The sequence below is a fragment of the Pontibacter coccineus genome, assembly GCF_030546575.1.
Classification (GTDB): domain Bacteria; phylum Bacteroidota; class Bacteroidia; order Cytophagales; family Hymenobacteraceae; genus Pontibacter; species Pontibacter coccineus.
In genome coordinates this window covers 285,264-308,615 of sequence record NZ_JAUOTN010000004.1, presented here as the reverse complement: position 1 = coordinate 308,615, position 23,352 = coordinate 285,264, and the positions used below count along the sequence as shown (strand labels likewise).

General features: G+C 52.5%; 23 protein-coding genes. 13 read left to right on the top strand and 10 right to left on the bottom strand.

Going from position 1 to position 23,352, the window contains the following annotated elements; genetic code table 11:
* Position 1 precedes the first annotated feature (1 nt).
* Both Q4E40_RS11360 and Q4E40_RS11355 read left to right on the top strand, forming a co-directional pair.
* Positions 2–937 (top strand): hypothetical protein, encoded by a 936-nt coding sequence (locus Q4E40_RS11360; RefSeq protein WP_303412245.1) that lies wholly within the window; start codon positions 2–4, stop codon positions 935–937.
* Positions 938–964: 27 nt separating this feature from the next.
* Positions 965–1,417 carry a hypothetical protein gene (locus tag Q4E40_RS11355; protein ID WP_303412244.1) on the top strand — a complete coding sequence of 151 codons (453 nt, stop codon included), beginning with the start codon at positions 965–967 and terminating at the stop codon, positions 1,415–1,417.
* A gap of 642 nt (positions 1,418–2,059) precedes the next feature.
* Here Q4E40_RS11355 and Q4E40_RS11350 read toward each other — a convergent pair.
* Genes Q4E40_RS11350 through Q4E40_RS11340 form a run of 3 tightly spaced genes read right to left on the bottom strand, consistent with a single transcriptional unit; the run spans position 2,060 to position 5,803 of the window.
* Entirely contained in the window at positions 2,060–3,109 is a 1,050-nt protein-coding gene (locus Q4E40_RS11350; protein WP_303412243.1) for a glutathione synthetase, read from the bottom strand.
* 25 nt (positions 3,110–3,134) lie between these two features.
* On the bottom strand, positions 3,135–5,009 hold the full coding sequence (locus Q4E40_RS11345; protein ID WP_303412242.1) for a peptidase MATCAP family protein: 1,875 nt from the start codon (positions 5,007–5,009) through the stop codon (positions 3,135–3,137).
* Positions 4,988–5,803 carry an N-formylglutamate amidohydrolase gene (locus Q4E40_RS11340; protein ID WP_303412241.1) on the bottom strand — a complete coding sequence of 272 codons (816 nt, stop codon included), beginning with the start codon at positions 5,801–5,803 and terminating at the stop codon, positions 4,988–4,990. The genes Q4E40_RS11345 and Q4E40_RS11340 overlap by 22 nt, the downstream gene beginning before the upstream one ends.
* A gap of 232 nt (positions 5,804–6,035) precedes the next feature.
* On the opposite strand from Q4E40_RS11340, the gene Q4E40_RS11335 reads away from it, so the two are divergent.
* The 3 genes from Q4E40_RS11335 to Q4E40_RS11325 all read left to right on the top strand — a co-directional run bounded on the left by Q4E40_RS11335 (position 6,036) and on the right by Q4E40_RS11325 (position 9,182).
* Positions 6,036–6,218 (top strand): hypothetical protein, encoded by a 183-nt coding sequence (locus tag Q4E40_RS11335; protein ID WP_303412240.1) that lies wholly within the window; start codon positions 6,036–6,038, stop codon positions 6,216–6,218.
* A 65-nt stretch (positions 6,219–6,283) separates the two neighbouring features.
* On the top strand, positions 6,284–7,861 hold the full coding sequence (locus Q4E40_RS11330) for a rhomboid family intramembrane serine protease (RefSeq protein WP_303412238.1): 1,578 nt from the start codon (positions 6,284–6,286) through the stop codon (positions 7,859–7,861).
* A gap of 589 nt (positions 7,862–8,450) precedes the next feature.
* On the top strand, positions 8,451–9,182 hold the full coding sequence (locus Q4E40_RS11325) for a head GIN domain-containing protein (RefSeq protein ID WP_303412237.1): 732 nt from the start codon (positions 8,451–8,453) through the stop codon (positions 9,180–9,182).
* Between the two features lie 76 nt (positions 9,183–9,258).
* Here Q4E40_RS11325 and Q4E40_RS11320 read toward each other — a convergent pair whose 3' ends face one another.
* From Q4E40_RS11320 to recF, 6 genes are all read right to left on the bottom strand, one after another.
* Positions 9,259–10,638 carry a M28 family metallopeptidase gene (locus Q4E40_RS11320; protein ID WP_303412236.1) on the bottom strand — a complete coding sequence of 460 codons (1,380 nt, stop codon included), beginning with the start codon at positions 10,636–10,638 and terminating at the stop codon, positions 9,259–9,261.
* Between the two features lie 159 nt (positions 10,639–10,797).
* Positions 10,798–11,358 carry an acyl-CoA thioesterase gene (locus Q4E40_RS11315; RefSeq protein WP_303412235.1) on the bottom strand — a complete coding sequence of 187 codons (561 nt, stop codon included), beginning with the start codon at positions 11,356–11,358 and terminating at the stop codon, positions 10,798–10,800.
* Positions 11,359–11,412: 54 nt separating this feature from the next.
* A complete protein-coding gene (locus tag Q4E40_RS11310) occupies positions 11,413–12,069 on the bottom strand; it encodes a hypothetical protein (protein WP_303412234.1) in 657 nt (218 codons plus the stop codon).
* 30 nt (positions 12,070–12,099) lie between these two features.
* Positions 12,100–12,423 carry a DciA family protein gene (locus tag Q4E40_RS11305; RefSeq protein ID WP_303412233.1) on the bottom strand — a complete coding sequence of 108 codons (324 nt, stop codon included), beginning with the start codon at positions 12,421–12,423 and terminating at the stop codon, positions 12,100–12,102.
* A gap of 218 nt (positions 12,424–12,641) precedes the next feature.
* Positions 12,642–13,184, bottom strand: coding sequence for an RNA polymerase sigma factor SigZ (sigZ, locus tag Q4E40_RS11300; RefSeq protein WP_303412232.1), 543 nt, complete (start codon positions 13,182–13,184; stop codon positions 12,642–12,644).
* 370 nt (positions 13,185–13,554) lie between these two features.
* Positions 13,555–14,661 (bottom strand): DNA replication/repair protein RecF, encoded by a 1,107-nt coding sequence (gene recF, locus Q4E40_RS11295; protein WP_303412230.1) that lies wholly within the window; start codon positions 14,659–14,661, stop codon positions 13,555–13,557.
* 132 nt (positions 14,662–14,793) lie between these two features.
* Here recF and pdhA point away from each other — a divergent pair, with 132 nt between their 5' ends.
* The 3 genes from pdhA (at position 14,794) to ribH (ending at position 17,324) form a co-directional block, all read left to right on the top strand.
* The gene (pdhA, locus tag Q4E40_RS11290; protein WP_303412229.1) at positions 14,794–15,840 is read left to right on the top strand and encodes a pyruvate dehydrogenase (acetyl-transferring) E1 component subunit alpha; all 1,047 of its coding nucleotides are present in this window, start codon (positions 14,794–14,796) and stop codon (positions 15,838–15,840) included.
* Positions 15,841–15,957: 117 nt separating this feature from the next.
* Positions 15,958–16,677, top strand: a complete 720-nt coding sequence (locus Q4E40_RS11285) for a tetratricopeptide repeat protein (protein WP_303412228.1) — start codon at positions 15,958–15,960, stop codon at positions 16,675–16,677.
* Between the two features lie 170 nt (positions 16,678–16,847).
* Positions 16,848–17,324, top strand: coding sequence for a 6,7-dimethyl-8-ribityllumazine synthase (gene ribH, locus Q4E40_RS11280; protein WP_303412227.1), 477 nt, complete (start codon positions 16,848–16,850; stop codon positions 17,322–17,324).
* 92 nt (positions 17,325–17,416) lie between these two features.
* Here ribH and Q4E40_RS11275 read toward each other — a convergent pair whose 3' ends face one another.
* Entirely contained in the window at positions 17,417–18,013 is a 597-nt protein-coding gene (locus Q4E40_RS11275; RefSeq protein ID WP_303412226.1) for a DUF3575 domain-containing protein, read from the bottom strand.
* Between the two features lie 345 nt (positions 18,014–18,358).
* Here Q4E40_RS11275 and Q4E40_RS11270 point away from each other — a divergent pair, with 345 nt between their 5' ends.
* The 5 genes from Q4E40_RS11270 (at position 18,359) to bamG (ending at position 23,352) form a co-directional block, all read left to right on the top strand.
* On the top strand, positions 18,359–18,748 hold the full coding sequence (locus tag Q4E40_RS11270; RefSeq protein WP_303412224.1) for a TraR/DksA family transcriptional regulator: 390 nt from the start codon (positions 18,359–18,361) through the stop codon (positions 18,746–18,748).
* Between the two features lie 12 nt (positions 18,749–18,760).
* Positions 18,761–19,321, top strand: a complete 561-nt coding sequence (gene scpB, locus Q4E40_RS11265; RefSeq protein WP_303412223.1) for an SMC-Scp complex subunit ScpB — start codon at positions 18,761–18,763, stop codon at positions 19,319–19,321.
* A gap of 90 nt (positions 19,322–19,411) precedes the next feature.
* A complete protein-coding gene (locus Q4E40_RS11260) occupies positions 19,412–21,337 on the top strand; it encodes a pseudouridine synthase (RefSeq protein WP_303412222.1) in 1,926 nt (641 codons plus the stop codon).
* Between the two features lie 4 nt (positions 21,338–21,341).
* Positions 21,342–22,064 carry a type III pantothenate kinase gene (locus tag Q4E40_RS11255; protein ID WP_303412221.1) on the top strand — a complete coding sequence of 241 codons (723 nt, stop codon included), beginning with the start codon at positions 21,342–21,344 and terminating at the stop codon, positions 22,062–22,064.
* Positions 22,057–23,352, top strand: coding sequence for a BamG family beta-barrel-assembly machinery protein (bamG, locus tag Q4E40_RS11250; RefSeq protein ID WP_303412220.1), 1,296 nt, complete (start codon positions 22,057–22,059; stop codon positions 23,350–23,352). Before Q4E40_RS11255 ends, bamG begins: the two co-directional genes overlap by 8 nt.

Below are 23,352 nucleotides of genomic sequence, written 5' to 3'. Positions count from 1 at the left end.
TATGAAAAAATCTGTACTGTTCATGGTGCTGGCCGGGGCTGTTTCACTACAGGCCTGCTCGCCCTCCCTTTACCCAGAAGTGGACGAACGATTGACCACGCTCCCCTTGCAACCGCATGCTAACGAAATAGAAGTGTTCTTTGCGGGGGAATGGCCGCAGGAGCAATACATAAAACTGGTAGCGCTTGAAACGAGGAGTACTGAGCATGTGCCCTATGCCAGCATGATCAAGAGCCTGCAGGACAAAGCCAGAGCCTACGGCGCCGATGCGGTAGTCATACAGGGAAATAACTTCATGTCCGATGTGCATACTGATGTGATAACGAACAGGGTGCAGACCACTAACTGGGGTGCGCTCATGGGGGTGGGCATCAAGTATAAGAAGAACCTGGACACCAACCTGATGCCCAAAACACAGGAGGTAGAAATATATGATCCGGTAATGGGCTCCTTTCAGCCGTTGATCAACCTGGCTTATCTGCCGAACGGGGAGCTTAAGGCGAAAGAGGAATTGCAGGATAACGCAGCGATCGTGTATAGTAACTACATTGGCCGCTATACCATGCGCTATCTGAACAAGCCGGAGTCAGGCTGGTCGCATCGCCTACAGGAAGGTTATGTAGTAGAGCGGGAGCTGCACAAAGACGGCATACTGCAAAAGCGCATGGAGTTCGACTACGACATATCCAGACGGCTAAAGCAGATCCGGATCAGAAACACGAGCAGCACTTCAGACGAGATAAACTTTGTGTATGATGAAACAGGTAGGTTGAGCCAGCGCCATATCCTGAGAAGTGGCAATCCTTACATCGAGGAGGTCTACCACTACAACGAAGCGGGGCAGGCATACGAGGTGCAGATCTATAACACGAACCTCCCCGAAAAACAGCCGCTTTTGCGAAGTACCTATACCTATTACACCCTGGAGGAAATCTGAAACAGGGCTTCTGCAGTATAGTAGCCTATGACACGCTACCTGCTGCTTTTCCTGACGGGCTTTGCCCACGCACTTCTGATCCTGCTCTATACCGACCTGGCTGGCGATGAAGCACTCTTTTACCGGCAAATGGGGTTGATCGCGGCTGTTCCGCTTTTTGCCTTCGCTTCGTGGCTCACTTTGTTCAGCATGCGGTTAGGCGCGCTTGTGTCCTTGCCTTGTCTGCTATTACTCGTGTACTGGAACCTGCGCACCGCCGAGCGTATCATCGCGCAGAGCTCCGCCTTCGATACGGTCATTGCCATCACCCACTTGGCGGTAGGCCTGATAGCCCTGGTCACCTTGATGACCAGCCTCCGCTACGTGTTTAAAACAAAAATGCCGTGGGGAGCGGGCACTCCTTCACCGGGGCTGTTCCTGAAACTGCTCCTGACCGCTATACCTATCACGCTGGGAACGGCCTATCTACTGTATGCCTGATCTGTCTCTTGAAGAATGTATACCTGATTGCTTCTTAAAGGAAAAGGCGGCAGACCTTTTTAGAGGCAGGTATCTGGAAAACGCGAATCAGAAAAGCTTTTAAATGAGAAAAGCCCCGTCAAAATGACTGGGGCCTTCTCTCACCTTAAAACAAACTAATCTAAACTTTAACTAACCTTATCTTTGTATCTGCTCAGGGCAGATTTTATAGCACTTTTTGAAAGCCATGCTGTACATAGCTAATAAAATTCAAAAAAATCATAGAGAGATTTGCGTCTTTAGGAATTGCTCCACATATTAGCCTTCCGGTTATGTGTCTCTCTCAATTCGGGTGCAAAATTATGGTTTTGTTTTTACAAAGCAAAGCAGTGCGCATAAATTTTTTTGCATTTTCCGTATGTAGCTGGTTATCAGCAGAATATTTTTATTTTTATTCCCGCATCCTTCCCGTCTTTTGTCTTTTCTCCCGGGTTTTCCAAGCTTTAAGTGAAGTTTCCTGTGCGCTATACCTCGCCAACAGGCAGCAGGTATGCTACCTGATAGGGCGTTCGTTCCACTATACCTGACACATAAAAAAGGCAGCGGGAAACGCGTTTATAATTAGCGCACTTCCCACTGCCTTTTGAGCTTCTGAAGCCCGGCTTAGATCATCGCCACCGTCTTGTTGTCGATCTGCGCGCCATAGGTTTTCTTGTAGTGCACCTTACGCTCCAGCGCCTCGATGACAGGTATAGAGAAGTCTACCCCCTCCAGGTTGCTGGCAGTTGGCATACCACCCGGGCTGAACACGTTGATCTCCATCAGCTTATCGCCCACAATGTCAAGGCCTACCATAAACATGCCATCCTGGATGAGCTTTGGGCGCACCAGTTCTACCAGGTCCAGGGCTGTCTGGGTGATCTTGGCGGCCACGGCAGAGCCTCCGGCGTGTATGTTGCTACGGATGTCGTCTTTGCTGTTGACGCGGTGCATGGCGCAGTACTTGCCTTTGTGCTGCAAGGCCTCGCCATTCACTACAAAGAGGCGTGTGTCTCCTTCAGCGGCCTGTGGCAGGTACTCCTGCGCAATCACGTAGCCGTCGCGGCTGATGGCTTCCACAATCTGGTTGAGGTTAGTCGCGTCATTCTTCTTCACCATAAACACGCCCGAGCCGCCCGAACCCTGCAGTGGCTTCAGGATGATGTTGTTTTTCTGCTCGTTAAAGAACTCCTTTATCTCCTCTTTGTCGCGGGTGATGAGGGTGCGGGGACGCACTGCCTCCGGAAAGTGCTGGAAGTACATCTTGTTCACGGCATCGGAGAGCGAAGTCGGGTCGTTGAGCACGATCACGCCGTGGCGCTGTGCCAACTGACCGAAGATAATGCCCGCGTTCTGCGCCCAGCTGCGCCCTTCACCTTCCGACGAAGGGTCATTGCGCAACATCAGCACATCTATTTCCGGAGCGGTCACGCGGGCCTGCTTCGCCTTGGGCCCTTGTATGGCTTCCAGAAACGTGGCTGGGGATTTATATTTTTGCTTGGAGTCAGCAAAAGTGGCCGTGGCGCCCATGTAGCCGTCGGGGTAATAAGCCAGGTCACCCACGCCCATCAGCAGCACCGTATGCCCCAAATTGTGCATGCGCTGCGCCAGAAAAATAGTGGTATGGTCGGGCTTTTCTGTTTTTACGTCGTTTACTACGAATCCTATTGTCATGTCTATATATCAGTATTTATTGGGATTAATTTTCCAGTAGGTTAAATACTGATATCCCTGTTTTTAGTTTTTCCAGTTTGGGTTGCACGGCCGGATCAGTGAGGTAGCGGGGCCGGATGGGCACGGGTCGCAGCACCTGCCGGTAGATGAGCTCCTGCACAATGGGAATGTACTCCTGCCGGATCTTCCCGATCAAAAGTGGTTCCAAATCGTTGCCTTCCTTGAGATAGTGCAGCAGATGCACGAGCCCGCGCAGGTATACGGCATCTTTGGTGAGTCCGCCCCCCCTGTGCACGCGCATGGTTACGTTAAAGGCCGTTTCATCGTCGAACTTGTACTCATCTTTGAGCCGGCAGAAGTTGTCGGTAAAGCTGCAGCCTTTGACAAGGTGGTGCACGGCCACCACGCGGGCAGCCAGTATGCGCAATCGGTCTTGGTCAAGGCCACCCACCAGGTACTCGCTCAGCACGGCCAGCCCTTCCTGCAATTCCTCGTAGCCTGGCGCGCCCACATACAGCTGCTGCAGGGGCTGCGCCTTGCCGTTAAAATAGGTGAGAATGTGCGTGCCCACCTCGTGCTGAATCAGCGCTTCGGCGCGGTGACGCGGTATTTTGGCATCGGTGCCGATGTTGAGCCTGCCTTTGGAGACAATCAGCCCGACAATGTCCTTGCGAATGTCCACACCCGACTCGAGCGGTGGGTATTGGCTTTTGAGGAAAGCGATTTCACGCTCGGCCAGCGCGGCAAACTCGTCCACAGGTATAAGGGGCACATCTTTCTGGCGGGCGGGCTCCGGTATAGCGGCCAGTATACCTTCCGCTACTTTCAACAACTGTTCATCCACGCCACCGAACAGCTGCATGCTGCTGTACAGAAAGTGCGGCGTGTTGCGGTTGGCCAGCATCGTCAGGGTTTTGTCGAGCTCGTTGCGCTTGTCCCGGAACAGAAAGGCCAGCGTCGGGTCCTCCACCTTCTCAATCGGGATGTTGTAGAGTTTGCGCTTGAGCAGGTCGGCGTCCATGGGCATGAGGCGGTAGTGGAAGTTGGGCGCCTGCCTGTACTTATTTATGCGGAACTCATCCCAGGCCTCGACAGCATTAATGGGCGTGACGAGCAGCAGAAACCGGAACTGGTCGCTGATGGCTGTGAGCTGCCTGTCGATACGCCAGACGGCTGGCACCACCGCCTGCCGGCCCAGTGCCTGAAAATGCTTAGGCTGATGGGTGGTCTGCACGCGCACAAAGTCGAACACAGCTTTTTTGATGGCGCTCGACACATGGCTGCGCAGCGTGCGCTGCAGCAAGGGGTATACCTGTCCGGTGCCGGCCTGGCGGTAAATGGGCTTCAGCTCCAGCCCGAGCATGAGCGTGCTGTGCTGCTTCAGTTTTTCTTCGCTCATCAGGCTCTTGGGTCCTTCCAGCAAGGCCTGGTTAGAGGCTGTGGCCACCGTAACAGGCAGGTTGCTGATCTTGATGCTGGCCAGTTCGGTCTTTAGCGTGCGGATGGTGGCGGGCAGCGCCTCTTCGGGCCCCAGCACCCGAAAGGTCGGGCTATCAGGCGGGCTAGTGTCCGGGGCGGCGAAAAGCTCAAGTACCATAAAAGCGCCAAATTCATCGGCCATGGCTTTGGCTATTTCGCCTATCAGCTGCCGCAGTTCGGGTGTCTGCTCTTCGCGGGCGATGATATAGGCGGCTTCGGCTTTCACGAAGTCGGCGGTGGCATGGTCGGGCTGGCCTGCCGGGTGTCGGTAGAGCACCAGAAAGGGCAGTGGCCTGTCGATGTGCAGCAGGCCGCCATCGGGCAAACGGCGGCGTACCTGTCGGCCCCGCTTCAAACTCCGGACAATGCCTTTGATGAAAATATCGGAGATAGTGTCGGTCATGGCGAGAGGGTTTTGCATACCTGTTCACGCGCTGCCAAAACAGGAGCAATCGTGTGCTGCAGCGCTTTCCTGATTTCCTGCAACTGCGCTTCGTCTGCTTTGCCCGTCCACTCGTCCATGAAGAACTTCTTGAACTCGATAGAGATGACGCAGGAGCGGTCGGGGAAAGTATCGTGGATCCAGCGCATGAAGTGGCCGCCTTCGAACTTCACGTTTTCGCGCACATCGAGGTGGCGGCCCTGGTAATCGTACGCTTGCAGGCTTTGAGTGAAGGCATCGACCACAGGCGCCCAGAGCTGCCGGTTCATGTTGCCGGTGCCCAGGTTCACTTCGGGATTTGCCTGGGGGTCGGCTTCCGGACCATTGGCGCCATCGCGGCGGTGGTTGTAGGTATGGAGGTCGTATATCACAAAGCAACCGTGGCGATCGGCTATACTTTGCAGCATCTTTTTCACGTTGGCATAAAACTGGTCGTAGCGGGCCAGCGACTCCTGCGCCAGTTCTTCCGGCAGTTCATCTTTCCAGACGGTGAGGCCCCAGGCGTCTTCGGGTTTGCGGTAAATGGCTTTCTCGCGCGGGCGGTTCAGGTCCATTTCAAAGCGGGAGTTCAAACCTATTATCTGGTTGTCGGTTATACTTAACCAGCCCGCCGTAAAGGGGTCTTCCTCGCGCAACCGCTCATCTGAAGACAGCGAGAAAAGGGATCGGATGTTGTCGCGCACGGCATGACCGTCGTGGATGGCAGTGGCAATGAGGGGGCTTGGGCCTGTCGTGATGGTATAATAGGGTGGTGCTTGTCTAGAATCAGGCATAAAATCTTTTTGGAAACTTTTACCCGATATTTATACCTAAGGTTATTCTACAGGCATGTTTGTTTAAACCTTGATATTCAATCACAAACAGTTCATAGTGTCAGAGCGAAAGCTTATGCCGGAATGGTTTGTAGATTGATGAGAAATAAATAGATTTAGAAGTATAGAACAAATTTAGTTACTATAAAGTATAGCTATATACCAATTGTTTCACCAAAATGTAGAGTTGCCCATGCGTCAGATTTACAAGAATGCGTTGTTAGCTATTGCCATTTTCTCAGTGATCCTGCTCATGCAGAGCATCCGGAACGGAGGACTCTTCCTGACGGAAACACTAGCCCTTGTTTTGTGGTATGCCATCGGTCTGACAGGAGCCTTATTGGTGGGAAAGGGGATGCTAGCCTATTCCCGGTAATATCCCCAGTGCTTGTATAATGCGTCCGCTGCCTTATCTTTACAGGAAGAGAATAAGGTTTGCAGATGGAAAACAGTTATGCAGCAGTGGCCTCTGAAAAAGAGGACGATCAACTGCTGGAAATTTTAGGGGAACATGCAGCATACGAGCCGGAAGCTATACTGGCCTTGATCGCTGAGATTGAAAAAAGAAACCTACAGGCTCCGGATCTGGAGCAGATAAAGCAGGAAACCCTGCAAGCCCTTCAACAGCGCGAGCTACAGTTGAACCCTGAACCCGCAGGACCGACTTCCTTCGCAGACAAATTCAAAGACTTCTGGACGCTCTTCGTGCCGCAACGGCATTACTTCGTCACGCCTATCCTGGTCAACATCAACATCGTTATTTTCGTGCTGCTGGTGCTCACGGGCATGCACGTGCTCTCGCCCGAGGGAGAGGACCTGTTGAACGCTGGCTCCAACTACGGGCCTTATACCCTGACCGGAGAGCCATGGCGCCTATTCACGGCCATGTTTCTGCATATCGGCATCATCCACCTGCTTGTGAACATGTATGCACTGGCCAGCATAGGCGGGGCGCTGGAGCCACTGGTGGGTCGCAAGCAGTTTATCACGGCCTACGTGCTCTGCGGACTGGCGGGCAGCCTGGCGAGCCTGTGGTGGGACCAGCAGCGCAACGGTGCCGGAGCCTCCGGGGCTATTTTTGGCATGTTCGGCATGTTCATGACCATGGTGCTGCTGGAGCGGCGGATGACCTGGGCCGAGAAAAAAGGCATGGTGTACAATATGCTGGGCGTCATAGCGCTGAACCTGGTGTTTGGCCTGCAAGGAGGTATAGACAACGCGGCCCACACGGGAGGTTTGGTGCTGGGGATAGCGTACGGAGCCGTGCTGATGCTGCGCTCGGGCAGGTACTTTACCCAGCAGTATAATTTGCGCGGAAGCATCGTGACGGTGGCGCTATTGCTGGTTGCTTTCGTGGGCCTATACCTGCAGATACCGACCGAGAATGCCAAGTACCTGACCATGCTGGACCGCTTTGGCGAGCGCGAAACAGCGGCGATGGATGTGATGAAGGAAATGGAGCTGGATGCCACGCTGATCAATGGGGGAAAATACCTGCCAGGGCTGGAGCAAGGTATAACCTTGTGGGACGAGAGTATTAAAGAACTGATTGCACTGCAGGAGTTGCCTGACTTGGGCGAGCAGCAGGCAAAAGAAGTGGAGATTTTGCTGAACTATACGCAGCTGCGCAAAACATCCTATCAGATGATGCGCGACGACATACAGAGCAATCAGCCGTGGATGCACTCAAAACAACAGCAGGTGCTGTGGGCCATTAGCACCTATGTGCAGGAACTGAACGATTTGCGTGGGGGAGAAGAGCCCGAGCCAACAGCATCCGAAAACGAAATACCTGTTCGTATGGAGGTAGACGACCTGGAAAAGCTGGACCCGGACGCAAAACCCCTGTTTGTGATAGATGGCGAACCACTGGAGCAAATGAATCCGGATGATGTAGAAAAGATCATTCACCCGGACGACATTGCCTCGGTAACAGTGCTGAAAGGAAAAGAGGCGGTGGCACTTTACGGGGAGCAGGCCCGAAATGGTGTCGTGCTCATCACCAAAAAGAAGGAATAACCTATTCTGATAACCGGAACAGGCAATTTCATGTAGTTATAGAACTACTAATTTAGAATAACCTACGTGCCTTGCAGAGGCCCTGCCGACATACGGATGGTAACCTGTCCGCACGGCGGGCAGGAAGTGCTGCACAAAAACCGCTGCCCCTGGTTTCTGGTCACCTTAGGCTCCAGCGTGCTCACCCTTATACTGGCTGTTGAGCGGAGCTACTTTCAACATAATAACTTGTGATGCCACTTGCCTGGTTAGTAATAGCAATCGTGGCTTTCGGCATCTTCTTCGGGCTTTTGCTCCCGCACATCTCCCGAAACATACCGCCGACTGGCTGGATGTAGCCTATACCTTGGGTGCGCTGGTTTTTCAGTCCGCCATCAACAAGCCTTCACGGCAAACAGCTCTCAGGCACCAGTCCATACCTTACAACTCCTTCAGCAGGGGATTCTCGAAAAGTATAATTTTTTCTGAGCTCCAAGCAACCTTTCGGGAATCCGTGCATCTATTAGGCAGTGAAAAGCTTCAAGGCAGGTATAGCCTGCTGCCTGGCCAACACACACTTCTAACCAAAACCATCAAACAAAATAAAACTATGAACACCATTAACATCTACAAAACGTTAACCTCTGTTCTTTTAGTGGCCTTTCTGCTGACGAGCCTGACCACCATGGCGCAAGAGCGTCGCAATCTGAAAGGCGAGGGGGAGCCTGTGTCACAGAACAGAACCGTATCCGGTTTTAAAGGAATCGACGTGAGCGGCGGCTTTGCAGTGGAAGTGACGCAAAGCGGCAAAGAGGGCGTGCGGATTGAGGCGCAGGAGAACCTGCTCAACAGTATCAAAACAGAGGTGAAAAACGGGGTGCTTCACATCTATACCTCTGATAACATCAGCACCAGCAAAGGCCTGAAGGCTTATGTTTCCATTAAGGAACTGAACATGCTCGATATCAGCGGCGGCGTGAAAGTGAAGGGCAACTCCACCTTTAAGTCGGATGCCTTTAAAATGGATCTGAGCGGCGGCTCTAACGTAACGCTGGCCCTGAATACCAAAAAACTGACAGCTGATATGAGCGGTGCCAGTAAAGTAATGCTAACCGGCCGTGCCGACGAAGTACGCATGGACTTGTCAGGGGCTTCAAAAGTAGACGCCGCTGAACTGGAGGCCAGTAATGTATACCTGGAAGCTAGCGGAGCCAGCAATGTGAAAGTGTATGCCAAAAAAGAGTTGAGCGTGAATGCCTCCGGTGCTACTAAGGTGGCTTACAAAGGCGACCCTAGCGTATCGTCCAACGTGTCGGCTGCAGCCAAAATTTCTAAAATGTAAGAGAATACATCGCATATAAAGCAGAAAAGGGCAGCCCGCTGGGTTGCCCTTTTCTTTTGCGTTGTCTTGTCTATACCTACTGGCGCACCGGCACCGGCAATACCGGCAGACTGGTATGGCCCAGCTCGTCAGCGGCCTGTACGGCAAAGAAGTAGTTGTCTTTTGAATAAGGTAGTGTCACTTTCGTGTCTTTCACAAAGAACTTCTTGTCCCAGGTCTGGCTGCTGGTTTCGCGCATCAGGATGTAGTAGCCCGCCGGTTTTTTGCCTTTGGCTGGGGCGTCCCATTTCAGGTCGGTTTTATTGGTGAGGTTGGCGGTGAGCACGCCCACTTTTTCCGGCGCATGCGGCGCCCGGCCCAGGTTGGCCATGGTCGCCAGGTTCACGGCAGTGTTCTTGCGCAGGTACTCGAAGTCCATAAACTCTGTCAGGTCGCCGTACTGCTTGCCGTTCTCTTTGCGCACATCCTGGTGCTGGTGGTCGAAGTCCTCGTTCATCTCGCTCATGCGTACCGCGGCATAACCCTGTTGGTTAAAGGGCGTGTGGTCGCCGCCACGCAGGAAACGGTCCGGACGGTAGCCGAGCACCACCTCGATCTGGTCTACATAAGCCTCGCCGGCCATCTTCATGTAGCGGGCCAGGTTGCGGCTCGGGCCGTCGTTCTCAGAGCCCAGGGTACGGCGCAGCCTCGCTTGTTCTTCGGTTTCGTTGGAAGGCGTAGCTTCACTGAACACACGCACGCGGGTATTGTCGTGGATGCCCATTTCAGCGGAATAGGAGTTGCCTACGATGTCGTTGTTGAGCACGGCCACCAGGTTCCAGCCTTCTTTCTTGACACGCTCGGCCATGTGGCGGGAACCGTACAAGCCCTGCTCTTCACCCTGAAAAGCCACAAAAACTAAGGTTGCCGGAAACTGGCGCGAAGCCATCACGCGGGCCATCTCCATCACAATCGCCACACCGGAGGCATCATCGTTGGCACCAGGTGCTTTGCTTTTGGCGTCCATCACGTCGGTAGCACGGGAGTCAAGGTGGCCTGCCACAATGATCACGCGGTCATCGTTCGGGTCAGCGCCTTTGAGCGTAGCGACCACGTTGGCCATCTCCACGTCCTGCGGTATGCGGCGGCCGTCACTCTTTACGGTATAGCGGTCCATCTCCACGGTCATGCGGCCGTTGGAGGCTTTTGCGTATTTCTCAAACTCCGACTTTACCCACTCGCGGGCGGCACCTATACCTCTTTTTTTGTCTGTGGTAGAGCTCAGGGAGTGGCGGGTCTCAAACGAAACCATCTTTTCAACAAGAGCCTTCAGGTTATCTGCCGACACTTCGCCGACCATCTTATGGATTTCTTCGTCATGTGTGGCCGGTGCCTGTGCCGCGACGGTTTGGCTAAGGTATAGCCCTGCCAGCAGGCAAAGCGCCAGCAGTCGGGTGAACTTTGTTCTGTAAGTCATTGGTGTTAGGTGAGGTCGGTTAAGTGCTTAGTTGGTTAGATTTAGTTTCTAAATATAAGCAGCTTCAGGAAAGAATGAAAAGAAAGGCTGAGCCAAAGCATAGGCAGGCGAAGGTATAGCAGAGGAATCCAATTTGAGATGTAAATTTCCCAAGCGAACTCAAGGCGTATAGTTCAGCTGACAGCGCTCCCCCTCGAGTTTGTGTAGTTCCGCTTCGACAGCGATCCCGTGTTTGGCCTCGGTAAGCTCCGTTTGGTAGCGCTGCGCCAGTTCGCGGCGCTTGATGGCTTCCAGAAAACGCCGGGCATCCTCGCGGCTTTCCAGCGTGAGGCCAGGCACCTGCGTCGGTTTATCGTCGTCGCCTTTGGCTACCATGGTAAAGTATGAGGTATTGGTATGTTTGACGATGCCTGTCTTCACGTTCTCAGCAATCACCTTTATACCTACCATCAGCGACGTATTGCCCACATAGTTCACCGAGGCCAGCAGCGACACCAGCTCGCCCACCTCCACGGGTTGCAGGAAATGCACGCCGTCCACTGTTACGGTGACGCAGTAGTTGCCGGCGTGCTTGGCGGAGCAGGCGTAGGCTACTTTGTCCATGAGCGAGAGCAGGATGCCACCGTGTATCTTGCCGCCGAAGTTGGCGTAGCTCGGGATCATGAGCTCGGTCAGGGTGGTGCGGGAGTAGGAAACGGGGCGGAATGCAGGTATAGCCATGTGCTGTTTGTCGATTATGGCAAGGTATACGGGGCTGCTAGAAGAGGGGGTACGCTACTGCTGCAAATAAGGCGCCACTTCGGAGAGCTTAAACGAAACGGAAGCACCGTCTATGGAGAGGCATGCTTCAGGCAGGCCAAGCGAGGCATGAAAAACCAGCTGATCGTCTTCGAAGCCGATGTTCAGATCGTCATATCCAAACTCAGGTATAGATTCCACCATGGCAAAGCAGTCACTAAAGTCAGGGTCGCCTGAGAAGAGGTGGTACTCAGCCAGTACCCGTTGGTTGACTTGCCGGAGCAGATCGTTTCGTTTGTCGTTGAACAGCAATTCGTTTTTTACCGGCACGTATTCATCACCTTCCAACTTGTACAGGGCGTGCTCCCAGCTGTAGCGGCCTTTGTAGTCGGGCATGCCGGTGGCCACCGATTTGTAATTCTGGTAAGTGCAGGTTCTGACAATGATCGGATCTTCAGAGCCCGGGTTGTCCTCGTCTTTTTCCTCACACGAAGTAGTGGTATTTTCAGTCGTGGCCTGTGCTTCGGGCTCAGTTTCAGGAGAAGCTGCCGTGTCGGGTGCAGCCGCTATCGTTTCTTCTGCAGACTCGATCGTAATGCCGTTGGCCTCTGTCAGGCTCCGTTTGCTTTGCTCACAACCCAGGCACATGCTCAAGCACAGCACCGACGGGATTAAAAACGCAAGGTTTCTCATAAAATGAAAGCAGCAGATCAGGTATGGGGGCTACAAAAATACGACTTCTTTGACTACCTCATCACCCATGGCGCGGTTGAGGAGCTCTACCACCTTGCTTTTCGACATGTTGAGCTCGTGCTTGAGGGGGGCGGAGGTGAGGCGCACAAATAATTTCTGATCCCGGAAGTATAGCTCCTTCGTTTTCATGGCAATGGGCTTGCCCATGATCTCTTCCCATCGCTGTACCAAATCCACTTCGTTCAGCTTGCCTTGCAGCCGGTAGGCCTTCAGCAACCCTTTGATGCTGTCGCCGATGGTCTGCACGTCAGTCTTTCGCTTGGCAATCTCCTCTTTCTTCTTGTAGTAGCGCACGGGTGGTTGGTTTTTGTATAAGCGGGTTCGTTTTCACAGAGGCGTGTATTTCAGGCAAATTGCTGCCTTGTAAAAAACTTCCAGGGAGCTTTCCGTTTGGCTTTTAATTCCCTCTCGTAAAGCAGAGGCAAAAGTAATCATAAAGCTTCAGAGTTATAGCTTATACGCTGGGTATAAGTTATAAAGCCACGGCACTGCATTAAATTAACCCGCTTCTACTAGCTTTCGAAGCCACAGCGCTGGCAATTCTGCTCCCCCTTCAGCTTGCCTTGCGCATCTATTGTAAATTGGCAGCATTCCACGAACTTCTCTTTCAGCATTTCTTTCGCGCGGTGTACCCTCGACTTTGTGTTCGCAAGCGAAACCCCGAGCAGTTTGGCCACTTCCTGCTGCTTCCTGCCCTCCAGGTTGATCAACTCGATCACGTTCCGATACTTTTGGGGAAGTTCATGGATGAAGGAATCGAAACAGCAGTACATGTCCCTCGCCTCTGGCTCTGAGAGACTTTCAAGGGTTGTGTCTTGCAACTCAACCGACTGTCTGGTTTGCTTATAAAAATCTATAATCTGGTTTCTGGTGATCTGATAGGCCCAGGCCTGCACGCTGGAGTGATTTTTAAGGTGGGGGAGGTTGAGGTGGATCTTGATGAAAACCTCCTGCAGAATATCCTCTGCCTCCGCCTGATTTCTGACTCTTTTCAGAATAAAGCGGTAGAGATTCTCCCTCAGGCCATTCCAGATATGTAAAGTGTCTTTTTGCATTTCAAGTAATTTTAAAGAGAGGAGAGGTTGCCCCTCCTCTCTTTATACCTTGTTAACAGCAGTTTACGCAATTATCACATTCGCACTTGTCGCATGGGCACTGGCCTTCGGCACAGTTTACGCAATCGCAATTGCCACACTGGCAATCAGGACAGGTACAGCCTCCTTGTTTCTTTTCGGTTTCTTCGTTGAGCAGCATGATCGTCTTCATAAGATTGATTTTTAAATTTATCTGTGCTGTAGACTGCAAAAGCTCAAAAAGGATTCAAAGTTTTGGAGGTATAAAATTGTGCTGTCCGGAGTTCGGTAAAATACCCAACTCCCAGATAACATCAACCTAAGGAATAAAGTTGAAACCAACCGGCAACAATTACCCAATCAGCTTTACCGTGCCCTCCTTTACTTCAAACCTACGGATCTGGTCCGACAGGTTTTCGAGGATCTTATCAGTTCTTTCCAGGTGCGTGTCCGTCAAAAATATCTGGCCGAAGGTATGGGCGGCGACCATTTGCATGAGCTTGGTGATGCGTTTCTCGTCGAGGCGGTCGAAGATGTCGTCGAGGAGGAGGAGGGGCTTGTGGTGCTGACGCTCGGCCATCACCTCGAAGTGCGCTAGCTTCAGGGCGATGACATAGCTCTTCTGCTGGCCCTGTGAGCCGAAGCTTTTCACCGGGTTGCCGTCCATCAGGAACACGAAGTCGTCTTTGTGCGTGCCCACGGTGGTGCGCTGCAGGGCGCGGTCCTTCTGCTCGGCCTGCTCCAGCAGCTGCGCAAAGTTGGCCTCTGCCAGCTGACTTTTGTAAGTGAGCGTCACGGTTTCGTGGCTGTCGGAGATGTGGCGGTAGTGTTTCTGAAAAACCGGCTCAAAGCTCTCCAGAAAAGCCATACGCTCCCGGGCCAGTTGCTCGCCCAGCGGCACCAGCTGCTCGTTGAGGATGTGCAGGTAGTCGCGGTCGAAGTAGCGGCGCTCGGCAAACTGCTTGAGCAACGAGTTGCGCTGCTTGAGGACGTAGTTGTACTGAATCAGCTGCTCCAGGTAGGTGTGGTTGAGCTGCGAAATCAGGCTGTCGAAGTACTTGCGGCGCTCCTCGCTGCCCTCCCGGATCAGGTCGGTATCGTAAGGCGAGATCAGCACCACTGGGAAGCGGCCGATGTGGTCGCTCATCTTCTCATAGGCCACCTTGTTGTGCAGCACCGTTTTTTTCTGCCCTTGCTTCAGGCTGCAGGTCACGGTGTGCTTCTCACTGTCGATCTTAAAGCGGCCTTTCACCATAAAGTACTCCTCGCCCTGCTTGATGTTGAGGGCATCGGAGCTGTTGAAGGCACTGCGCGTCATGGACAGGTAATGGATAGCGTCGAGCAGGTTGGTCTTGCCGCTGCCGTTGTCGCCGATAAAGCAGTTTATGTGCGGCGAGAAACTAATGTTAGCGTCGTCGTAGTTCTTGAAAAACAGCAGACTTAGATTTTCGAGGAGCATTAGTTTCGTCTTTGATTTCTTTTTCCTTAATTTCGCATGCTAAAACCCGACAGTAAGCCGATTTGCCGTCCATTTTGGGCCGAATCTCGCTAAAAAAGCTGTAGGGACAACAATCACGTTACACAAATACTCATGGCTGATACGAAAGAAAAGGCAAAAGCGAAGTCGCAGAAAGCAAAGGTACAGGCTGAACCATCATTTTCAAAAGAGACCTATATGCGGTGGTACGAGTCGATGAAACTCATGCGCCGTTTTGAAGAAAAATCCGGGCAGCTGTATGGCCAGCAGAAGATCAAAGGCTTCTGCCACCTCTACATTGGCCAGGAGGCCTGTGTGGCCGGTGCGGCTACAGCGCTCACCAAAGACGACAAGTGGATTACCGCTTACCGTGACCACGCGCACCCGCTGGCGCTGGGCTCATCGCCAGGAGCGATTATGGCCGAAATGTTTGCAAAGGTGACCGGTTGCTCCAAAGGCAAAGGCGGCTCGATGCACATGTTCGACAAAGAGGTGAACTTCATGGGCGGCCACGGCATCGTGGGCGGCCAGGTGCCACTGGGCGCAGGTATAGCCTTTGCCGAGAAGTATAACAAGACCGGTAACGTGTGCATCTGCTACATGGGCGACGGTGCCGTTCGTCAGGGTGCCTTCCACGAGGCCCTGAACATGGCCATGACCTGGAAGCTGCCGGTTATTTTCGTGATCGAAAACAACGGCTACGCGATGGGTACATCCGTGACGCGTACCTCTAACGTGACAGAGCTTTACAAACTGGGCCTTGCGTTCGATATGCCATCGGAGCCGGTAGAGGCCATGAGCGTGGAGAATGTGCACGAGGCGGTGGCAAGAGCTGCCGAGCGTGCCCGCGCCGGTGAAGGACCGACCCTGCTGGAGTTCAGAACTTACCGCTACAAAGGTCACTCCATGTCTGACCCTGCCAAGTACAGAACCAAAGAAGAACTCGAAGACTACAAAGGCCGCGACTCGATAGAGTCTGTAAAAGCCACCATCATTAAAAATGGCTGGGCAACAGAAGAGGAGCTGGACGAGATCGACGAGCAGAAGAAGCAGATCGTGGCCGAGGCTGTGAAGTTTGCCGAAGAGTCTCCATACCCGGATCCTTCTGAGCTGTACACCGACATTTATGTGGAGCCGAACTATCCATACATAATGGACTAAATTCTAAATATTTAAAGATTAGGAATTAAAAAACATAAATTTGATGTTCTGGTCTTATGAGATTTGGAACGAATCGCTTTTAATTTCTATTTTTGAGTTCTTATTTCAATTAAACTAATGGCAAAAGAGACAGTAAAGAAGCACAGCGAGTTTGAGGAGCTGGTAGAGAGTCCGGAGGTGTTGGCTGAACGCCTGGCGCATTCGGAGGACTTTGTGAAGAAAAACAAAACCAAGCTGCTCGGTGTGTTTGCCGCCATTGCCGCTATTGTTGTTGCAGGTTTCCTGTATTATAACCACCGCACTACCCAGAACCAGGAGGCGCACGAAGCCATGTTCCAGGCTGTGTACTACTTTGAGGCCGACTCGCTGAACAAAGCCCTGAACGGCGACGGACAGTACGACGGTTTGCTGAGCATTGCGGATGAGTATAGCGGAACAGAGGCCGGCAACCTGGCCAAGTTCTATGCTGGCGTTGCTTTACTGAAGGAGGGAAACTTTGCCGAGGCACAGGCTCACTTAGAGGACTTCAAATCGGATGATTACCTGATGCAGGCGCGTGCTTACAGCCTGACGGGCGATGCCCTTTCTGAGCAAGGTAAGTACAAGGAAGCCGCTGACCTGTATAACAAAGCAGCCAGCCACAACAGCAACGCATACTTCTCACCACAGTACCTGATGAAGGCTGCCGTAGCTTACGAAGCTGCCAACGACTTCAAGGCTGCTGTCGGCATGTATGACAAGATCATCAAGGATTATGCGACGTCAGCTGAAGTAACCGATGCCAAAAAGTACAAGGCGCTTGCTGAGTCACTGGCCGGCACAGCTGCTGCCAAGTAAGATCCGATAGGCGAAGGCCTGGATATAAAAAGCGCTTTTGTCTTTCCGGCAAAAGCGCTTCTTTTTTTAGGCTAGCGGGGCATGGAACGTAAGCGCTATACCTTCTGTATGGCGTGGTGCTATACCTGCGAGTCAACAATTTAACAATTTAACCATCAGCAATTTAACACATGGCTACTTCTCTCAAAAACCTGAACGACTATAAGAAAGAGGGCTTCGGCGATATATCTGAAAAGAAATTTGGCATTGTAGTGGCGGACTGGCACCATGAGATAACGGATGTGCTGTGTGCAGGCGCTATTGATACCTTGCTGCAGCACGGAGCCAAAAAGGAGAACATTTTCCGCAACACCGTGCCGGGCAGCTTCGAGCTAACACTGGGTGCACAGTTCCTTGCCTTGCAGGAAGAGATCGACGCGGTGATCTGCATCGGCGTCGTGATCAAGGGTGACACCAAGCACGATGACTACATCAACCACGCGGTGGCGAATGGGCTTACCAATGTGTCGCTCAAGTTCAACAAGCCTGTTTCGTTTGGCCTGGTGACTACCAATACCCTGGAGCAGGCCCTGGACAGAGCCGGCGGCAAGCACGGCAACAAAGGCGTAGAGGCAGCCGCAGCAGCCATTCACATGCTTAGCTTCTAGGCTGAGAGCAGGTATAGAGGTATAACAAAAAGGCCCTTGCTAGTTGTAGCAAGGGCCTTTTTGTTATACAAGGGAATACAGGTATAGGCAGGTTAAAAATTATAGCCAATCGCTATACCTGGCCGAACGGCAAAACCGCCTCCCAAAAGCATGTCGCCGATGATACCTGTATCAAAGTCTTCCTCTGTCCCGACGTTCACCTTCAGATTGCCGCCATTGTAGCCGGCGCCCAAAAACACATCGAAGGTAAAGCCGCTGTTAAAGATCCATTGGTTACCGATGGCCACACCAGCTCCTATTGGCTTATAAGTGGCACTGTAGTCTCTTCCTTCTTCGTCCTGCTTCTCTGCTGTCAGTTTAAAGCTCCTGATACGGCCATAGCCTGCCACATACGGCCCCATGGGCGCTACCTTGTTTTCAGAGAAATAATACCGAAGCTCAGGCGTAAAACCGTATCCACTGAACTTGATATTAGAGATAGACACGCCTGTAACAGAAGCGCCAAGCTGGGCACTCAGGTTATCGGTGATGGCATATTCCAGAAAGCCAGAGCCCGTAAGTGCGAAAGCGCTCAACGGGTTTACCTTGATAACGGCCCTGTTCGGCTGTTGTGCTTGAGCCTGAGCCTGTTGAGCAGGTATAAAAAGAAGTGCCGCAGCGGCAAAAGCGAGTATTATTCTGTTTTTCATATATTGAAGCGAGTATATCGAACCTAATTGGGGCAGATCATGTTCAGGCTATCAGCAAGTTCCATTCCAGTATTGTCGCCAACCGGATAAATGAGCGGAAAGACAAAATTAAAATTAAAATAGAGAAGGCAGGTAGCAAATTATAGATATAACTTCTATTTTTGCACGAAATTTAGCTTAAATAATAATCTGAACATCAGCGTGGTTCGGTTTTTGGGTTTAAGTTTGAAGCAGTAAACTAAAACGCACCCTTTGCTGTTGAATAGGCACAAGCGCTAACACGACAGAGGGGCGGTTTTTTGAGAATCAAGACAAAAAGCTATAACCTAGTTCTAAGATAGTATAATGAACACAAACGAAGAGAGACAGCGGTATTCCCGTGAGGAATTGGCAGAATTTGAAGCAATCATCCAGGAGAAGCTGACGAATGCACGCAAGGAAGTGTCTTTTATCAAAGAGACCCTGAGCCGCAAAAACGACTCGGGCACCGATAACACGGCATCTCCAACCAAAGTACTGGAAGACGGAGCAGACACAGCGGAAAAGGAAAGCCTGAACCAGCTGGCATCGCGTCAGATGAAGTTTATCCAGCAGCTGGAGAATGCGTTGATTCGCATCAAAAACGGCACTTACGGTGTTTGCATCGTGACGGGCAAGCTGATCCCGAAAGAGCGTCTTCGTGCCGTGCCGCATACGCAGCATACCATCGAAGCCAAGCTTCAGCGTAACGACTAGTAAATTTTTACTTTGAATATACTGCAGAATCACATTCAGGCACTGGTATTTTGTGCCCAATCGCCAATAAGCATTGAAGAGGTGCAGCGCTGCCTGACGGAGTCGCTGCAAATGGAGGTGCTGGTGAGCGACGTGCTGGAGGCTATTGAGAATATCAATCAGCAGCTGGCCGAAGCTGGTTTTGCCTTTCAGATATATGCTATCGGGGGCGGTTACCAATTCCTGACCAAGCCGGAGTACCAGGAAACGGTAAGTACTTACCTGAAGCACAAGTCAAAAAAGAAATTGTCAGCGTCTTCTTTGGAGACGCTGGCAATTATTGCCTACAAGCAGCCGATCACCCGCACGGCGCTGGAGCAGATTCGTGGCGTGGGCTGCGACTACGCCATTCACAAACTACTAGAGAAAGAGCTTATCGAAATCAAGGGTAAAGCCGATACCATTGGGAGACCCGTACTGTACGGCACGTCTCAGAAGTTCATGGACTATTTCGGTATTAACCACATCAAGGACCTTCCACAGCTAAAGGATTTCGCCTCAGAAGAAAACATGATCGGCGAAATAGCCGACTAGCGAACCCCCATCATTCATTAGAGTATACTATTCTTACATATACTGCACACAAGGGTACAGTAGCGATACTGCATCGATAATAATTAGACAATGGCAACAGAAAACGAAAGACCTTCACGCGACGGCGAAGGCAGAAGATCGTCTGACAGAAATGAGTCAGGCAGACCGTACAACGACCGCGGCGAAAAGAAGATTTTTAACAGAAGAGATAAAGGCGAAGGAAGAGATGGCGGAGAGCGCCGCTCTTTCGGAAACGATAGAAGAGACGACCGCGGAGACCGCAAACCATACGGCGACCGCCGCGAAGGTGGCGAGCGCCGCAGCTTCGGTGGCGACAGAGAGCGCCGCGAGGGTGGCGAAAGAAAGTCGTACGGTGATCGTAGAGAAGGCGGCGAAGGCCGTTCTTTCGGAGGCGATCGCGAACGCAAATCATATGGTGACCGCAAGGAAGGTGGCGAAAGACGCTCTTTCGGTGGTGACCGTGAGCGCAAACCCTACGGCGACAGAAAAGAGGGTGGCGAACGCCGCTCTTTTGGAGGAGACCGGGAACGCAAGCCTTATGGCGACCGTAACGAAGGAGGCGAACGCAGATCCTATGGCGATCGCCGCGAGGGTGGTGAACGCAAAGAGGGCGGAGAGCGCCGCTTTGACTCTGAGCGTGGCGAGAGAAAATCCTTTAGCCGCGATAACAGAGAAGAAGGTGGTGAGCGCCGTTCATTCGGTGAAAATCGTGAAGAAAGAGGCGAACGCCGTTCGTATGGCAACGACCGTAGCGAAGGCGGAGAACGCAGGTCTTTCGGTGGCGACAGAGAGCGTAAATCTTATGGCGATCGTCGTGAAGGCGGCGACCGCGAGCGTAAACCATACGGCGACCGCCGCGAAGGTGGTGGCGACCGCAAGCAATACGGTGACAGAAGAGAGGGCGGTGAAGGCCGTTCTTTCGGAGGAGACCGGGAGCGCAAGCCTTATGGCGACCGCAGAGAAGGTGGTGAAAGAGAAGACCGCGGCGAGCGTCGCAGCTTCGGTGATCGTCGTGAAGGGGATGACCGTGGTGAGAGACGTTCTTTCGGAGGTGATCGCAGGGAAGGTGGTGAGCGCCGCAGCTTTGGTGATCGCAGAGAAGGAGGCGAACGTAAGTCATTCGACCGCAAAGACAAGTTCAGCAAAGGGGGCGAAGAGCGCCGTGGCCGTAGCTTCGACAGCAGCTCCGATTCAGAGCACAATCCGGAGACGCCGAACTACGACCTGCGTCGCTACAAAGACAATCCACGCATCAAGAAAACCAACCGCAAAGGCGAGGACGAGGACGGAAGCATCCGTTTGAACCGTTACATTGCCAATGCCGGTGTATGCTCCCGTCGTGAGGCGGACGAACTGATTCTGTCAGGCGAGATCAAGGTGAATGGTGAAGCAGTAACCGAAATGGGCTTCAAAGTACAGCCTTCTGACACCGTGACATACGGCAAGAAAGTGCTGAGCCGCGAGAAGATGGTTTACGTGCTGCTTAACAAGCCAAAAGACTTTATCACGACTACAGAAGACCCGGAAGGTCGCAAAACGGTGATGAGCCTGGTAGAGAAAGCCTCAAAAGAGCGCATCTTCCCGGTGGGTCGCCTGGACCGCAACACAACCGGTCTGCTGCTGTTCACTAACGACGGGGAACTGGCCCAGAAACTGACGCACCCATCCAACGAGATCAAGAAAATCTACCAGGTGGAGCTCGACAAGCCGATCACCAAGGACGATTTCCAGAAAGTGGTGGAAGGCGTGGAACTGGAGGACGGCAAAGCGATGGTAGACGACGTGGCCATGCTGGGCGACTCGAAGAAGTTCCTCGGACTGGAGATCCACATCGGACGCAACCGCATTGTTCGCCGTATTTTTGAGCACCTGGGCTATGACGTAGTAACGCTGGACCGCGTGCAGTACGCCGGCCTGACCAAGAAGGACTTGCCACGCAGCGAGTGGCGTTACCTGTCTGAGAAAGAAGTGATTCGCCTGAAATACTTTATGTAAGCACATGCGCAGCATCGCCATTGACATAGGCAATACGGGAGGCAAGTACGGCGTCTTTGAAGAAGACGCCCTTGTCTCGCAAGGCAGTTTTAAAGAACAGGAGGGATTGCCGCAAGCGGTAGCGTCCCAAACCTTTGACCATGCCATTATTGCCACTGTGAGTGGTGGTGCAGTAGAACAAATAAAAGCAGGGCTGTCAGTGTCCGGAAGCATCATCGAGCTTTCGGCGCAGACAGCTCTGCCTGTTTCTAACGATTACAAGACGCCCGCAACACTGGGTGCCGACCGCATCGCAGCCGCTGTGGCAGCTAATTATTTCTTCCCCGGGCGCAACTGCCTCACGATTGATGCAGGCACGGCCATCACTTATGACTTTATAAATGAGCGTGGCCATTACCGGGGTGGAGGTATAGCTCCCGGCATCCAAATGAAATTCAAGGCTCTGCATAATTTTACGGGCCGCCTTCCGTTAATACAAGGAATCCACGAAAATTTTCCTTTGATCGGCCAGACCACACAAGAGTCGCTGGAGAGCGGTGTGCTGGGTGGTACGGTGGCAGAAGTGGAGGGTATAATCAGCGCTTACCGGCAAAAATCAGATAAACTGGTGGTTATACTTTGTGGAGGAGACGCAGGATTTTTTGAAAGTACCGTAAAACACCCCATCTTTGTAATTCCTGAACTGGTCCTGATTGGACTGCAAAGAATATTAAGACATAATGTATAAAACGCTCCGTTTACTTATTTGCGCATCCGTGCTGTGCCTGGCGCAGGGCGTGCAGGCGCAAAGCATCGGTAACTCGCCTTACTCCCGCTACGGATTAGGAGAACTTAACACAAACTTAGGCAATCTGCGTACGGCAGGTATGGGCGATGTGGGCGTAAGCACTGGGAACAGCTTTCATTCCAACACAGCCAACCCGGCACTCCTATACTACAACAGCATCACTGTGTTTGATGTCGGCATAACCGGCAGGTATAAAACCCTAAAGAATGCCAACCAATCGCAGCGCGACGGCGACGCCAACCTGACTTATCTGACCCTGGGCGTGCCTATCAGCAAGCGTTGGAGCTCTGCGCTCAGCTTAAGACCTTACAGCTCGGTTGAATATAACATCACAAACATGGGTTCTTTGCCGAACAGGCAGGAGGCTGTGGTAATCAGCGAATACAGTGGCGAAGGCGGCATCTCAGAACTCTACTTTGGGCACGGTGTCCGGATTGCGGACGGCCTGACAATTGGCGCCAGCGCCTCATACCTGTTCGGCACTATCTCGCAGGAGTCTTCTTCTATCGTAGCAGATACCTCGATCAGCAACGCCTCGCTGGAGCGGGTGGCCTACGTAGAGCGCACCCGGTATTCCGATTTTATTTTCAGGGGTGGCGCCAACTACCGCAAGAAGATCGCTGATAAGGCCTTTGTGAGCGCAGGGGCAGTTTACGCACTGGGCGCCGATCTAAATGCGAAGCGCAACTCAGCTTACGAGCGCCGCGACTTGGGTGATGGCCTTAAGGGAGCGCCGATGCTGCCAGACAGTGTTAAATCCTCGGTGAATGTTCCGCCAAGCCTGAGCGCCTCCATCAGCTACGACAATGGCTCTAACCTGACCATTGGCACGGAGTTTATGACGCAGGACTGGTCAGACTACCGCAACCTGGACGGAGAGCAGGAACTGGGCAAGAGCTACAAGATTGGTTTTGGAACTGAGTACACGCCAAATCCTACCGCCATCGACAGCTACTTTAAGCGTGTTACGTACCGGGGTGGCCTGCGCTATGGTCAGAGCCCGTACATAGTTAACGGCGAGAACATCAAGGATATGGCCGTTACGGGTGGTGCAACATTGCCAATTGGACGGGGTAATTACTTTGAGCCGCCCTTCCAGCTGAACGTGATGATGGGCTATGGCAAGAGGGGCACAACCGACAATGGCCTGATCGCCGAAAACTACTTTCAGTTCGGTGCAGGCGTGACCGTCAACACCCGCTGGTTTGTAAAACGCAGAATAGAGTAA

Coding starts and splice junctions, on each gene's coding strand:
- Q4E40_RS11315 (WP_303412235.1), bottom strand. CDS start 11,358: ATGGCTATACCTGCATTCCGCCCCGTTTCCTACTCCCGCACCACCCTG.
- Q4E40_RS11335 (WP_303412240.1), top strand. CDS start 6,036: ATGCGTCAGATTTACAAGAATGCGTTGTTAGCTATTGCCATTTTCTCA.
- Q4E40_RS11285 (WP_303412228.1), top strand. CDS start 15,958: ATGGCAAAAGAGACAGTAAAGAAGCACAGCGAGTTTGAGGAGCTGGTA.
- bamG (WP_303412220.1), top strand. CDS start 22,057: ATGTATAAAACGCTCCGTTTACTTATTTGCGCATCCGTGCTGTGCCTG.
- Q4E40_RS11345 (WP_303412242.1), bottom strand. CDS start 5,009: ATGCAAAACCCTCTCGCCATGACCGACACTATCTCCGATATTTTCATC.
- Q4E40_RS11260 (WP_303412222.1), top strand. CDS start 19,412: ATGGCAACAGAAAACGAAAGACCTTCACGCGACGGCGAAGGCAGAAGA.
- recF (WP_303412230.1), bottom strand. CDS start 14,661: ATGCTCCTCGAAAATCTAAGTCTGCTGTTTTTCAAGAACTACGACGAC.
- Q4E40_RS11350 (WP_303412243.1), bottom strand. CDS start 3,109: ATGACAATAGGATTCGTAGTAAACGACGTAAAAACAGAAAAGCCCGAC.
- Q4E40_RS11330 (WP_303412238.1), top strand. CDS start 6,284: ATGGAAAACAGTTATGCAGCAGTGGCCTCTGAAAAAGAGGACGATCAA.
- sigZ (WP_303412232.1), bottom strand. CDS start 13,184: ATGCAAAAAGACACTTTACATATCTGGAATGGCCTGAGGGAGAATCTC.
- Q4E40_RS11320 (WP_303412236.1), bottom strand. CDS start 10,638: ATGACTTACAGAACAAAGTTCACCCGACTGCTGGCGCTTTGCCTGCTG.
- Q4E40_RS11355 (WP_303412244.1), top strand. CDS start 965: ATGACACGCTACCTGCTGCTTTTCCTGACGGGCTTTGCCCACGCACTT.
- Q4E40_RS11270 (WP_303412224.1), top strand. CDS start 18,359: ATGAACACAAACGAAGAGAGACAGCGGTATTCCCGTGAGGAATTGGCA.
- Q4E40_RS11310 (WP_303412234.1), bottom strand. CDS start 12,069: ATGAGAAACCTTGCGTTTTTAATCCCGTCGGTGCTGTGCTTGAGCATG.
- Q4E40_RS11255 (WP_303412221.1), top strand. CDS start 21,342: ATGCGCAGCATCGCCATTGACATAGGCAATACGGGAGGCAAGTACGGC.
- pdhA (WP_303412229.1), top strand. CDS start 14,794: ATGGCTGATACGAAAGAAAAGGCAAAAGCGAAGTCGCAGAAAGCAAAG.
- Q4E40_RS11340 (WP_303412241.1), bottom strand. CDS start 5,803: ATGCCTGATTCTAGACAAGCACCACCCTATTATACCATCACGACAGGC.
- Q4E40_RS11360 (WP_303412245.1), top strand. CDS start 2: ATGAAAAAATCTGTACTGTTCATGGTGCTGGCCGGGGCTGTTTCACTA.
- ribH (WP_303412227.1), top strand. CDS start 16,848: ATGGCTACTTCTCTCAAAAACCTGAACGACTATAAGAAAGAGGGCTTC.
- Q4E40_RS11325 (WP_303412237.1), top strand. CDS start 8,451: ATGAACACCATTAACATCTACAAAACGTTAACCTCTGTTCTTTTAGTG.
- Q4E40_RS11275 (WP_303412226.1), bottom strand. CDS start 18,013: ATGAAAAACAGAATAATACTCGCTTTTGCCGCTGCGGCACTTCTTTTT.